Below are 14,215 nucleotides of genomic sequence, written 5' to 3'. Positions count from 1 at the left end.
ATCCCATTGAGGCATCAGGTGCCTTGTCGCAGAGCTCTTGCGAGCAACGGCACGAGTGTCATGGAACCCGGAATGCTAAGGTGATGGCTGTCAAAGTACAGCGGTTTCCCATCCATCATGGCAACGCACCGATTGTGCGGACAAAGTGCCTGTGTCGGATATATGCGAATGAGGCCGACATGCCGGCCGAGTCTGTTCAAGATGCCAAATGCGATCTGCTGTCGTTCCCGATAGAGGCCCTCGGGCATATTGAAGCTGGACAGGTCATGGCCCTGCGCAACGAGCCGGGCAGCCGTAGAGGGGACGTCATAACCCACCTCCGGGACAGGATAGACGATGACCACCTTTTTCCCGGCCTGCAGCAGCCGACCCACGGTTCTCCTTAGAGATGTTTCGAACGCGTGGCGCGCCTCGGTGGAGAATCGGTCGAATTGAACGCCATCCCGATCCTGCAACTGCGGCAGATTGCCGTTTCGTTCTGCTGGTCCAAGTTCGATCGCGCGCCCCTCGAGGTAGAGAGACCATCTGGCAGCGATTATGACCGTCTTCAGCTCGGGACGGCTGAGTGCGTACCTAAGCCGCAGATCGTTTCCTCGGATGCAATCTCGGTCCGTTCCGACGCCTAGGAGAGGAGGACAGCGGGGGGTCGCGCCATAGACCGTGCTTGCGCCGTGTGCGGCCAGGTCGGACATCGCACCGAACATCGCCCCCGCGTGAGAATCTCCCCATAGAAAGATCCGGGCATTTGCGGATGAGCCTATCGTACAGGGGGAATTTGCAGCGAGCTGAAGCGACACATTCGCGCATTCATCCGCTTCAGGGTTGGCGGACAAAGCGTAGCTGGACAACACATTCACATCTTTGGAAAAGCGCGTCGGCCAGCCGTTATCAAAGTAGATGACTGCGCCGGTGATCGCCACGGCGACGATGGCCAAAGCACCCCCAGCCAGGACTGGTAGCCGGCGGGCTGCCCGCGCCGGGAGTTCGATGTATCGCCAGGATATGAGCGCCATCATGAACGAGACAGCCACCAGAGCGGCTGACTGAAGAGAACTGAGCTCATTGATTGCCAGATAACCAACCAGGACAATCAGGGGCCAATGCCAAAGATACAGGGAATAGCTTATCAGCCCCACACCGACGAATGGCTTCGTTGAAATCAGCCGTGTGAGCGAGCAACTCGCGTCACTGCCTCCGTGAATGACAAGGGCAGCGCCAACACATGGAAGGAGTGCCGCGACGCCGGGGAATGAAGTCACATCGGAATAGCTCAGCGCGGCAATCGTGATCAGCAGCAATCCGGCCGCGGTCGCCATTTCGCACTGCCAACGCTTGGTGAGGCGTGGGAAGACTCCAAGTGCCAGAAGGCTGCCCGACAGCAGCTCCCACGCCCTGAACGGAGTGAGGTAAAAGGCAGCAGCGGCGTCGTACTGCATCACCGCTACAGTTGCGAGAAACGAAATTCCTGCAGCGCTCGCCAGGAGAAAGCGGACATTGCGAAGGCCCAACCACCAAATGGACGCCAGAAACAGAGGAAACAGGATGTAGAACTGCTCCTCCACCGCCAGTGACCAGGTGTGGATGAGTGGCTGGTCGTAGGTTTCCCCGTCAAAATAGCCCGTCTTCAGCCAAAACCCGATGTTGGACGAGAAGAGAGCCGTCGCGACGGAGTTGCGACCGAAGCGTCTGAAGTCGTCGGGCAAGAAGATGAAGGCGCATGCGAGCGTACAGACTGCCAGCATGACGAACAACGCGGGAAAAATGCGGCGTATACGCCGCTCATAGAAGTGCCAGACCGAGAACTCGCCCGCTTGCAGATCCCTGGCGATCATTTGGGCGATCAGATAGCCGGAGATGACAAAGAAAATGTCGACACCGACATACCCGCCGCTGAACATGGTGAAACCGGCGTGGAACAGCACAACCGAAACGACGGCGATGGCGCGCAAACCATCGATGTCGGGTCGATAGGTTGGTGTCGCCAATGCTGTATGGTGCGGTGCTGGGCGCGAGGGTTTTCGACAGTCCAACATCACGCCTGCAGCGAGGCTGCGCGGATGAGCCTGAGAGTGTGACATACCGATCCTGTATAACGGCACTCTTGCGCCGATGTGCGCCCGCCATAAGGGGTAGCCTGCGGCTTAAATCGTACTAGGTTTGCAGTCTAAATTGCGCCTGGAACAGCAGGATGCGAGCAGATCGAAGAATTTCCCCCGCGCGCAACTGTTCGAGGCAATCAGGGTGCCTGGGTTGCGGTTCGGCTCTCTCCAGCAACGAGGATGACGCCTGCGTCGGCGTCGGGTGCCGCAGGCCGCTATTTGATCATCCGGTGAAGGTTTCTGTGGCAGCCCACTACTTTTGGGCAGGGGTGTCCTTCGAATTCCCAAGCAGTGCGAAACCTGGATTGATGTAGGGTGTAGCGGTCTGCGGGGTCCAATTTGAGGCTCAAATGGCTGTTGTGCATCCCCATCCTCGGAATTCATCGGATGCGCAGCATTTTCTGCGCGAAGCCTCCGAGAAGCCAACTTCCGACAAGTCATTCAATGTGGCTGCGCACGGGCTTCGCGGTGTTGCTTCGCTGATGGTGTTCTTCGCGCATCTCCTAGGGGGCACGGCGGAGCACATCTACGCCTCGAATTCGGCCTATGTCGCTGCCATTGGCCCCTTCTGGAATTTCGGCACCTTCGGGGTGTGCCTTTTCTTCGCCATCAGCGGCTTCGTTATCCTTCCTAGTGCGCTGCACTACAGTCCGCGTGAGTTTGCTGCCCGACGGTTCCTGCGCGTCTATCCGCTGTTCTTCGTTCTCAGCGTGCTGTACGTCGCGCTGAACGCCGCAACGAACCTTTATCCCGACACCAACAATTTCACCGCAATTGTCGCGGGACTGACGTTCCTGAATCTTTTCACCCACACAGAGCAGCTGACGCCGAATGCCTGGAGCCTGACCTTCGAGGTCTGGTTCTATGTGTTTACCGGCGCCTTCGTGTTCCTCGCGATTCATCGCCCCAGCAAGCTCGGCATCGCCGTTTTGAGTCTGCTTGCAGCGTTCTTTATCGCCAGATACCCGATTGCCTTGTATTTCGTCGCGGGCGGGCTGATCCGACTCGCCTTCGATCGATATGAATGGGTGCGTGTTGGTCACCATCGGCTCGCCGAGAGCGCGGCCCTGGCAACTTGTGTCCTTCTATCCGCCCGCGGCCACTACGATTATCACTGGTCCGATTTCCAGAATGCCGAAGTGCCAGTGCTGGTCGCCGCGACAGCGCTGTACTTCTGCCTTGCGGTGTCGCGAAACAGCTTGACGGCGCTGGTTCTCGGCAATCGGCTTCTTCGCTACTTCGGAACGGTCAGCTACAGCCTGTACCTAGTGCACCCCTATACCTATTTTCTGACCCGCTCCATCTTTTCGCACGCTCACCTCTTCACCGCCAACGTCGTCGTCTCGATGGGCGCCTTCGTTGTGGTGGCGAGCGCGATCACGTGGATACTCACGCATTTCGCGAACCGCACCCTGGAGCTATGGCCCTATGAGTTCGTCTATCGTCAGAAGATCTACCGCTCGACATCGCAGCCGAATGCAGTCCGGTCGTGGCTTGGCTTAGGGACCAAACGATTCGCATGGCCGCGAGGGTAACGCCGTCGCTGCGCAGTCCATGGCACAACTGATTAATCGTCAGACTTGGACAGCAAATCCGTCAACCGGGACAAATCGGGCACATAAAGCTCTTTTGCGCGGCGCAGCACTATCCCGACACTCTGCAGGTAGCTGAGTTCGCGGGCTACGGCTTCGCGATGCGTGCCGATGCGATTGGCCAAATCCGTATGCGTGGGAATAGGAGAAATCACAGCCGAACCGTCATTGTCGATATGTTCGACACATAAGCGCAGCAATTCGCTGTGCACGCGCGATCGAACGCTGAGCGTCGAGAGCTCGACGATATGCTCGACAAGCGCATGCTGGCGTTCGACCAACATTTGGACGATGGCCTGAAGCGCCTCGGGATCGTTCTTGACAATATCCAGGAAGGCCCGATTTCCGATGGAGGCGATGGTGCACGGTCCCGCGGCTTCAATCGAATAAGGCACCACAAGAAGATCACCGCTCAACGCCACTCCATTGACGAGTGATCCCTGGTGCGCTGACGGGAGCCAGACTATTTTGCCTGTACGGGTATAGACAGGGAAGCGAAGCTCGCCCGTCAAAAGAAAAAAGACTCGATCGACCCTTTCACCGGCCGGGATCAAGACATCACCGTCTTCAAGGTGGAACCAGTGACAGCGGCGGTTCATCTCGGCCAGCGTGGAAGGACGAACAGCGTGGAAATGCTCGATATCGCTCAGATCCGGATTTTGTGACGTGTTTCTGTCGGCTGCGGGAGTGGTCTCCCTCTCCGTCTGCGAAGCCGAAAAACGATCGGACGGTTGTTTCACTTCTTCTTGCCCCCTGCAAAATGTCGAGTCGTACGCAGGCCCTCTAGATCGAGGGCCTGCTGACGCCAACCGGCATCGTTGCCGCGGGCAAAAAACTCATCACTTCTTGACCGAGGCGCAGCCATGCCTCAATTCCGTATGCTCACACCCTCATAAGGCGTTGTGTTAAGGATGTAGGCTACCTCGGTCCGGTTCCTCGCGCGAAGCTTTTTCATGACATTGCGAATGTGCACCTTAACTGTGCTTTCGCACATGTTGAGCTCGTACGCGATCACCTTGTTGGCCTTGCCTCGACGCAACGCTTCGATCACCGCCATCTGGCGTGACGTGAAAACATTGTCGCCTTGCGGCTGCTTGGCTGGTTGGCTGTCCTTGATCGCCTGGCCCGAATTAAAGAGAACACTGGGCGGTATGAAAGTGCCACCGGCGGCGACAAGCTGAATCGCCTTTGCCGCAACCTGCAAGCTGACGCTCGTTGGGATGTAGCCGCGCGAGCCGCTTTCTACTGCTTTGAGAATATCATCAAGGCTTTCGATATCCGACAGCATCACGATTCCCAGAGATGGTCTCGTCGCCTTGAGATGGGCAATCCGCGAAAGATGATAGTCTGCTTGAGAGTTCGACCACATGACACAGAGCAGGACGGTGGAAACGCGTTCGGTCTCCTCTTGACTGGCGGCGTCGAACGCTTCGACGGTCGGATAGCGCTGGATGCGAAAGGATGGCTCGATGAGCTCAAGACTACTGGCGAAGCAGTCGCACATCAGCGGCCTGTCATCGATAATCGCGATCTCCAACTCCCCCCGGAAGGGGGCAGGTCCGACATGATTGACATTGGCAACAGGTGAATAAGCAGCCAGATCGATTTTGACCGGCTGATCGGTATTGGACAGAATTGTCATGGCTTATCCCCAACCCAAAGGTTCAACTCAACACGAGCGGAATTCACCCCAACGGAGAATCCGCCTTCGAAAACCCACCTCCTTAATGACCTCCTTAATGCATTAGTAATAACTTGCAGATTCCAGAGGCGGTGTGACAAAACGCACAGCATGAATATAATCGCATATTTTTGATAGGATTAGACCGGAGAAAGGCAGATGTCGTGAGGTTGTGGCCGGCTCCACCAAAAGGTGTACCATCAACCCGAAGGGTACCGGGCTGCACCCGATGCTGTCTGTAACCAACTGCCGGCAGGAATCTCACTCGAAGCGAGTTTCAGAGTTGTAAACGCTCGCATCTGCCTTCAAAGTATATCAAGTAAACTTGCAGTTGTATCATTGTGATACGAAAGTTTATCCTTGGAATCGCGTGCATTCGATTTTCAAGCAACGAGCCGAGAGACGGGTGACGCCTCCGCGCGCAGCCTCCGTCAATTTGGCTCTGCGAACGCGAAATTGATCCCTACTCGAGCCACTGCTGAAGGTGCCGGCCCAACTTAATGGCGAGTGCAACAATCGTCAGGGTGGGCATGTCATTCCCCCCGGTGGGAAAGACGGAACTCCCGGCGACGAAAAGGTTCGCGAGGCCGTGCACCTGGCACGTGGCATCGACCACGCCAGTCCGCGGGTCGTTGCTCATCCTCGTTGTGCCCATGTGGTGCCTGACCCATCGGTATGGGATATCGTCCCCGTAGGCTGGGGTCCCGTGGGCGCAAGCTAGGACATCGCTTCTGTGCCCCAACATCCGCATCTCGTCGGTGACGATCGTCTGCACTCGCTGAAGTGTGCGCCGAACGAGAGGTCCCACCCTCCATTCCAGCTTCACGCGCGGGAGACCGAATTCGTCAAGCCTTGTATCCAGCGTGACCCGGCTTTCCGGGTCCGGTTCCTGTTCGAGGATGGTATCAAAGTGGAAGTGCCCTGCCCACCGGCGTGAGCGCCCGATGCGGTCGATAGCCGACGCGATGGATCCTGCGGGATGGCGAAGGATGGTGCGGCCACTCTTGATAAGGTCACGATGCAGGCGTCCCTTCCGCAGCCAGAAAGCAAGATAATGCAACGCTTCGGAACCATCCCAATCGTTGGCGCAAGGTCCCGGCTTGATCCACGTCCGGGAGCCGAGAAGGCGTTCACTTTCCCGAATCTCTGGGCGCAGCGCCAGTCCGAACGCAGCGGTCACGTCACAGTGTTTTGCCTGCGACAGATAGGGCCTGCGAGCCTCAGCGGATGGCACGTGAAAGGCTATGGCGGCGTCAGGACGGCAGATCTGCAGGCTTCCCCATTTTACGCGGGGATGCTCCATGAAATAGCGGCCAACGAGGTCATGCTGGTTGCCTATCCCATTCGGCATCTGCTGGTTCGAAACCAAGAGCAGGCGCGCGTTTTCGATCCCGCCGCAGGCCAGCACAAATGATCGTGCTTCGATCCGGAAACGCCTGTCTGGCGTACTGGCCACCTCGATGGAGCGAACCCATCTTCCGGATGTGTCGGTGTCTAACCGCAAGGCCGTGGCGTGCAGGACAACCTGCACATTTTTCGCCGCTTGCAGCCTGGCGCGCAGTGTCGCCCCCAAATCCGGGATGGGACTGAGAAAGCATCGTTCTGAAAAGAGCGGCCCATTCATAGGCAGAACTGCAGAGGCCGGCCATTCGGCTTGCAAGTCCTCGATGCCCAACAAACCGGCCGCCGTTTCATAGTGGGGGAGAAGCGAGTTACGGTCGACGGGCCATCCGCTCATCGGGATCCAAGACCGAGCCTCGAAATCGACGTGGTCCAGCATCTTGCACCACCCGCCCCAACCAGCTCTGCCGGTACTGCCGCCAAACTGTCGGATACGGCAAAGGTCGAGCGCCTCGTAGGGTCTGCCTACAGAGCGGCCGCGCGAAAGTCTTTGGCGCCAGTGTTCGTATGTCAGCCCGCCGCTCTCGATGATGCATACACGATGTCGCGTTCCTTCAAACTGTGAAGCCAGTGCCAAGCCGGCTGCGCCCGCCCCCACGATGCACAGATCTGCTTCCAGGCACGTACCGTGGGGAATGCTGTCGCAATCCTCTATCATGGCGGCATGAATCGCGAGCAGGCGGCCGGCGCGGCAAAATCATCACCCGAACAGCGCAAGGGAGAACTGAGGTTGAATGGCCGCAGAGCAATGCGGTCAGGTTCGTGAGGTCTGATCACTGGCGATCCGCTGTCCAAGCCTGATCCTCTTTGCCGCTTGCGAACGCAGTGCGGTGAAATTCGGCGCCACCAACGGGTAGTCGGGCGGCAAACCCCATTTCTTGCGATAATCGGCCGGTGTCATTCCAATCGAGGTCAGATACCGCTTCAATGATTTCATCCTGCGTCCATCCTCCAGGCTAATGATGAAATCCGGGGTCACCGATTTGCTGATTGGTACGGCGGGAACAAGCTTCGGTTTGGTTTTTTCCGTGCCTCCCGCGAGGGCCTGCAATGTGCGGCCGACATTCTGGACCAGATCCACCAGATCAGAACGTGAGGCTCGGTTCCTGCTGACAAAGGCCGAGACAATCTTGACAGTTGATTCCAGGTGATCGACGGGGTCAGGGGCCATGGATCCGCTCTCGGCTGACGATGGTTGTCGTCCGTAGCCAAATGCGGAGCATGTTTGGATCGCTCGTCTGCCGAACTGTCCAACATCAAATCGGGAGCACGCGCCCCTGATCTCCCCCGCGCTTGGAACCCTTCAATGGCATCTCTAGGCGCCACTTCTGTCAATTGCCCTTGGTGGCGCTGAATCCATCCAAAAGTGGTAACCGATAGTGATGGCCAAGGTGCGCCCATTCGTCGGCCTCGCGTCCGCGTGCTGCGTTTGCTCGGTGTTTTCTTGAAATTCGCTGAACTCGATGCACCTCCTGCCCGATATCACTTAAATATCCTGCATATGCTTCACCCCATTGGGGAGTCCTAACTTCTAATTTTTGGCGACTGTTTCAAAATTACTCTAGGCGCATGATACCATTGTATTTTTTATTACTCAAGATATCCCCTATTTATACATCGGTAATCTCGTGTCACACTGTCATCAAATGTGTCCAAGGCAAACGTGATTTTGAATAACCTTTCCCAGAGAATCCGATTATTAATTATGCGGGGGAGCTCGAATATCAGGAGACGATATGACCACTAAAGTTACAACGACGGCGAAGTTGCTGGTGGGGGCATTCTTTGCTCTGGGCACGGTCGGGATTTCCTATGCCGGCGCCGCTGGAGAGTCCGGCGTCCTAGTAAGTTCGTCCGGTGAGACCGGCGCCAAGGCTGGTGGTGCCGGCGAGACCGGCGGCAAGGCTGGAGGCGCCGGCGAGACCGGTGGCAAGGCTGGAGGCGCCGGCGAGACCGGTGGCAAGGCTGGAGGCGCCGGCGAGACCGGTGGCAAGGCTGGAGGCGCCGGCGAGACCGGTGGCAAGGCTGGAGGCGCCGGCGAGACCGGTGGCAAGGCTGGAGGCGCCGGCGAGACCGGTGGCGCTACCCTTAGCACTGCGTCAAGCGAGGCTGGAGGCACTGGCGAGGCTGGAGGCACTGGCGAAGCCGGCGGCAAAGCTGGCGGCGCTGGCGAGACCGGCGGCAAAGCTGGCGGCGCTGGCGAGACCGGCGGCAAAGCTGGCGGCGCTGGCGAGACCGGCGGCAAAGCTGGCGGCGAAAGCGGCAAGGGCAGCGGTGCTGGCGAAAGCGGCGGCAAGGCTGGAGGCGAAAGCGGCAAGAGCGGCGGCGCCGGCTAGACTGACAAACGCCTGAGACTGTCGGATGCCGTTAAGTGAGTTGTTCACTTGCCGGCATCCGCTTGTCCAACAACCAACTCCATCGTCGAGGTTGTGTCGTTGGAAATATCACCTTCGCCGCCGCCACCGACCGGCACGGCACATCTCTCACGAAGCATGCCGCTGTTCTATGCGCAAATACCGTCCTGTCGGTTGTCACCAGTCCGAACCAGTATAACGCGCGGCCTCCTTCCACAAAGCGAGCGCAATGTTTGGCGAACGAGCTTTCACCTCAAAATCATGACCTCTGTATTTTCCGGCCACGATCCACACTGTCTTTGAGCGCTGATAAACAGTGACGCCCAGAGAGCTGGCGACAGTTCGCCACTGGTCGTTACCCCCCATGAATTGTAGCCCTGTCGCCATGCAACTGCACATGACAACGACAATGCCAGACCAGAGTTGCATGGAATGTGACGGCTTTAACACTTGCCCATCGGCTGCCGTGCCGGTTTTGCCGACACCCTACTGTCGATCTCGTCCCCCGCTTGGCGCAAGCGAACTCCTGGAACGAGGGGTACGCGTCGAACCTACCAAACGTGGAAAGCGCGAAAAACAGTAAGCCACCAAGGGACAAAAACGTCCTTCAGACTCGCCCAAAGGTTTAGCGGAAACGTCCAAAAGCTATCTGGGATCAATACGGCTACGGCGATACCATTCACTGATGATCTGCGTGCAACGGCAGCCACTTCGCTTGGTATGCAACGCTTGATCGCCCGCCGTACCAACATGCGGCGGGTAATTTTCTCCGGATGGCGCCCATGCCTGCACCGCTCCACAAGCCACTTCGCGCAGTCACCAGAAGATGGTCCACCGTGTTGGATGATCGTAGGTAGGGTCTAGTTATGCCTGCACTGTCGCGAAGGACGTTTGCGCAGGGAGCTCTGTTAGGCCTGTCGCACTGGCTCGGCGTTTGCAAGCCGGCTGACGCGTCCCATCAGCCAGGCGATGGTGTAACGTTGGTGGCGGAAGGCAGACCCGTCGTCACTCTGGTCACCCCCGATACGCCAAACGACTCTGTCCACTACGCTGCGGTGGAACTCTGCTGGCATATTGAAAAGGCCACCGGCTTCCAACCTGCCACAGTGACCGAGAGCAAGGTGACGTCGGCCAGGCTCGGCAAAACCCACATCTTTCTGGGCGATACCCGGTTTGCCCGAAAGGCCGGAGTCGATTTCGACGCCTTGGGGCCAGAGTCGTGTGCGCTTCGCACCGTCGGCCGCCACCTGTGTATCGCAGGGCACGACACGAGCGGCAGTCCTGTTGACGTCAACACGTCGGCGGGAACGCTCTTCGGCGTCTACGAACTTCTCGATCGCTACTTTGCGGTTCGGTGGCTGTGGCCGGGCGAACTGGGAACGTTTGTTCCAAAAGCAGAGTCAGTAGTCGTTCCTCTTCAAGATTGCGTGGTAACGCCTCGATTCATGCAGCGTCAAGTGCGCACGGGTGCTGGTTTGAGGGCCAAAGATCATCCCGAGATGGGCTTCACCGCCGCAGCAGCTGAAGACTACATGAACGCCCAGGCTGCATTTCTGCGTCGCAACCGCATGGGTCGCCGAATCCCGGCGAAGTACGGCCATGCCTTCGTCGACTGGTGGCGGCAGTATGGCGCTGAGCATCCAGAATGGTTCCAGCTGGTCAACGGCAAACGAGGCCCCTCACGGCTGGGGGGGCGCTTCTCAATGTGCATTTCCAATCCGGGGCTGCACGAAGAGATTGTCTCGCAGTGGCGTCAGCATGGAGGCGATCGCCCAGGGCATCTTCCAACCTTCGTCAACGCTGTTGAGAATGACGTCCCTGGCCAATGCGAATGCGATGTGTGCAAGGCGCTGGATGGTCCCGAGCCGCCGAACTATCGAAAATTCATCCCGTCGAAGTCGAAGCTTGCCAGCAAGCCTTTCGTATCCGACCGTTATGCACGTTCCTGGCAAGCCATCCAGCAGAACGCTGCGAAATACAATTCAAACGCGGTTGTCGTGGGCTACGCCTATATGAACTACTTCGCCGCTCCGACATCGAGCGTAAAATTGGGCCCGAACATCATGATCGGATTTTGCCCGTCATCCTGGTTCTATCCCCGAAGCGGCGACGAGCAAGACTGGATGAAGACCCAGTGGCGCGGTTGGGCGGACACACAAGCTAAGCTTTTCATGCGGGCGAACTATTTTCTGGACGGATATTGTATGCCGCACATATTTTCGACCCAGTTCGCCGACGAATTCCAGAGCGCCGCGAACAACGGAATGGTCGGGACCGATTTCGATTCGCTGACAGGCCATTGGGCGACACAGGGCCCAAATCTTTACCTGTTGCTGCGCTTGCAGATCCGTCCCGAAGTGCCCGCTAGCACCCTCCTGTCCGAATACTACTCAGCCTTCGGCCCGGCCGCGGCTGACGTGAGGAAATATTTTGATTTCTGGGAGGCCTATACGTCGGATGGGCGCGCCCGGCTGCATGACACCTTTGAGGCTCTTGGGGCGTCGCGTTGGCGAAGCTGGGCGAAAGCGGCGCATGCGATCTATCCAGAGGAGAGTTTTGCACCAGCCGAAGAATTGCTCGACAGGGCAGCGTCCTCTGCAAACGGCGATCAGGAGGCGTCCATGCGGGTGCAATTCCTTCGATTGGGATTGCAGCACGCGAAGTTATGCTCTCTAGCCGCCGCCAAGCTTACGCTCGGAAATCCAGAATCCAGCTCCGAGAGAGGCAGGGTGGAACTGCAGGCGCTGTTGGCATTTCGACGAGCGAACGAACGCATGTGGATATCCAACTTGAATCACTGCGCGTGGGTCGAAAGCACGAGTTGGACGCTTCCAGGCGCGGCAGGCCAATCGCCGGATCCCGATCCGGAGTGATGCACGCCGGTGAATGGAAGTGGCTCATAAGGGAAGTTCTCGCCGCCGGGCCGCCAGCCAGCGGCTGCATTTTGGCAAGACCGCAGACGCTCGACTTGCGGCGGTCGTCCAGCCTCCAGCAATCGCGGCACGACAATCGCCGTTCGATTGCGCCACTTTTCCTGACAGGATCCCGACCTCACCCCTTGAAGGCATCAGCCTGCGTTTCCGACCGCATGCGGGGTGGGAAGCTTGAAAAGGTTGAACGCACCCGCCAGCATACGCGGGCGAGGTGCGCTCTTTAATGATCTGGCAGGATCGATAGGACGATCAGTTGCCCTTGCTACCCTTGCTGCCACCTTCTCCAGTGCCGCCGGACTTGCCTCCGGACTCACCGCCTCCGCCAGCCTTGCCGCCGGTTTCGCCAGCACCGCCAGCCTTGCCACCGGTTTCACCAGCACCGCCGGCCTTGCCGGGTTCTGCAGCGCGACCTGCCTTGCCGGGTTCGGCAGCGCGACCTGCCTTACCTGCTTCCACAGATACAATTTTGGTCGAAGACTCAGCAAAGCTGGTCGTCGAGACCGAGGCAACAGATGCAGCAAGAGAAATTGCGGTAAGAACGCGTATGATCATGATAGACCTCCATAACAGGGTGATAATCAGCCCCTGAGAATCTTGTCGTTTATTTTTTCCGGAAGATCGAGTCTTGTCTGATGATACGGATGGCGGCATGTTTTATAATTTGTGAATCGATTTCCGATCAAAATTTACTCACCCCTCCTTCAAAAACAGGAGCATTAGCTGTTTCTTGGATATCTGCATAGAACTTGCTAATCGATGCGGTAGGCGACAACAGTCGCCTGCATTGGCGGCAACGGCGAGCCATTTAGCGTGCTCTGTGGCCAAGTAGAAACTGACATATCTATTTAAAATTGTCGGGCGTTCGATCGCCAGTGTGATCTGACTGTTCATTGCGTTCTTGACACCAGCCTGACAAATCCCAAAGTTCAGATGCAACCATTTGTTAACCATCTGACAATGTTGTCGTGCGTAGATTCCGCGGTTGCTCGACGCTTCGGGCAAGGCACATTCCGGTTCCGACTTCCCGTCCCGATTTTTCCTGCACGAGCCGGGACGGACTTTGAGGACAGCAGGTCGATCAAGTTCCAACATCCCTAAGATGCGATCGCTGTCCAGGCGCGCCTGTCATTGCGAGGCGCTAAATCCGTTGACCTGTGTACTGAGCGGCTTCCATCCACAATGCGAGTACGATCGCAGGAGAACGCGCTTTGACCTCGAAATGGCGACCCCGGTGGCTTCCGGTGGCTACCCACACCGTTTTTGAACGTTGAAAGATCGTGACGCCAAGAGCATTCGCCCGATAGAAGATCTCTTCGTGATCGCGATGCATTGGCTCTGGCCTGCTGGCTTCCACAATTGCCGACGACGGTGCTCGCCATCGCTAGGCGATATACCGGTCTATGTTCATATTGGGCCGCTGTCTTTTGCATTTGACATAGATGCCTGCTTTTACGCATCAGACGACGCGTTCAAACAGCCCGTGCGACCGCGTCGCTGAGCCACTATTGCCTGTAGATAGCTGGCCGCCACCAATTCCCACGATTGGACTTCCATGGGACTTCAGTCTTATTTGCGCTATTGCTAATATGCCTATAAATTGATCAACGCGGGGACACCCAATCCAACCCGCATGGCCGGTGTGGCGCAAAGCAAAGCTGTCCAACGCAGCGAGCCCCACCGGCCATTCGTTCCAGATAAAGCCGCGGCAAGACCTAGAGCAGTCCACCGTTTCACGGAAACGGCGAGCCGATGTAACCGTTTGTCTTGACGCAATTCCCAAGGGAAAGTGCTTTGCCCTTTTCCCTGGAAAACCGCTTCACACTTTTCCTGGAATGCTTGCGACGATTGTCAGTCGGCCGGAACGGCGCCACCTCCACCTCGACTTTGCCGCTTTCGAAACCGCTCATCACACAAAAATGCCCGTATTATCCTAGAATTCAATCTACATAGAGTCCGTGCCCAAACGGTCAAGATCCAGTCTGTTGACCCTCCCTGCATAGAGCCAACCTTGTTGCGCGAGTGCTAATATAAGCGTAATCTGCGTGGTGCGGAGAGGAACCCCAAGCTCCCGCCGCAGAGGCCGGGACAGGCGGCTAAGCGTCCCTCTCAGGCAGCCTTGCCGGTCATCTCGATACGGCTGGCGCCAAGAGCCACA

The 14,215-nt window shown here is 57.6% G+C and carries 9 protein-coding genes; 3 read left to right on the top strand and 6 right to left on the bottom strand.

The annotated features are described in order from the left end of the window. Nucleotides 1-14 precede the first annotated feature (14 nt). Nucleotides 15-1,985, bottom strand: a complete 1,971-nt coding sequence (locus tag EJ076_RS12585; RefSeq protein WP_164548619.1) for an acyltransferase family protein — start codon at nt 1,983-1,985, stop codon at nt 15-17. 464 nt (nt 1,986-2,449) lie between these two features. Between EJ076_RS12585 and EJ076_RS12580 the strand changes: the two genes are divergently transcribed. Next, nucleotides 2,450-3,634, top strand: a complete 1,185-nt coding sequence (locus tag EJ076_RS12580) for an acyltransferase (protein ID WP_109672163.1) — start codon at nt 2,450-2,452, stop codon at nt 3,632-3,634. A gap of 32 nt (nt 3,635-3,666) precedes the next feature. Here EJ076_RS12580 and EJ076_RS12575 read toward each other — a convergent pair whose 3' ends face one another. From EJ076_RS12575 to EJ076_RS12560, 4 genes are all read right to left on the bottom strand, one after another. Then, nucleotides 3,667-4,431, bottom strand: a complete 765-nt coding sequence (locus tag EJ076_RS12575; protein WP_126068051.1) for a Crp/Fnr family transcriptional regulator — start codon at nt 4,429-4,431, stop codon at nt 3,667-3,669. Between the two features lie 128 nt (nt 4,432-4,559). Beyond that, complete coding sequence (locus EJ076_RS12570) at nt 4,560-5,333, bottom strand: response regulator transcription factor (RefSeq protein ID WP_126068050.1); 774 nt, start codon at nt 5,331-5,333, stop codon at nt 4,560-4,562. 502 nt (nt 5,334-5,835) lie between these two features. Beyond that, nucleotides 5,836-7,152, bottom strand: a complete 1,317-nt coding sequence (locus tag EJ076_RS12565) for a GMC oxidoreductase (RefSeq protein ID WP_164548618.1) — start codon at nt 7,150-7,152, stop codon at nt 5,836-5,838. Nucleotides 7,153-7,527: 375 nt separating this feature from the next. Then, nucleotides 7,528-7,944 carry a MucR family transcriptional regulator gene (locus EJ076_RS12560; protein ID WP_109672152.1) on the bottom strand — a complete coding sequence of 139 codons (417 nt, stop codon included), beginning with the start codon at nt 7,942-7,944 and terminating at the stop codon, nt 7,528-7,530. Between the two features lie 565 nt (nt 7,945-8,509). Here EJ076_RS12560 and EJ076_RS35190 point away from each other — a divergent pair. After that, entirely contained in the window at nt 8,510-9,109 is a 600-nt protein-coding gene (locus EJ076_RS35190; protein WP_164548617.1) for a hypothetical protein, read from the top strand. 884 nt (nt 9,110-9,993) lie between these two features. Then, nucleotides 9,994-12,000: a DUF4838 domain-containing protein gene (locus EJ076_RS12550; protein ID WP_126068048.1), complete on the top strand. Its 2,007-nt coding sequence runs from the start codon at nt 9,994-9,996 to the stop codon at nt 11,998-12,000. 309 nt (nt 12,001-12,309) lie between these two features. Here EJ076_RS12550 and EJ076_RS12545 read toward each other — a convergent pair whose 3' ends face one another. After that, nucleotides 12,310-12,711 (bottom strand): hypothetical protein, encoded by a 402-nt coding sequence (locus EJ076_RS12545; RefSeq protein ID WP_164548616.1) that lies wholly within the window; start codon nt 12,709-12,711, stop codon nt 12,310-12,312. Nucleotides 12,712-14,215: the final 1,504 nt, after the last annotated feature.

This window comes from Mesorhizobium sp. M7D.F.Ca.US.005.01.1.1 (genome assembly GCF_003952545.1).
Classification (GTDB): domain Bacteria; phylum Pseudomonadota; class Alphaproteobacteria; order Rhizobiales; family Rhizobiaceae; genus Mesorhizobium; species Mesorhizobium loti.
This window is presented reverse-complemented; position numbering and strand designations above follow the sequence as displayed.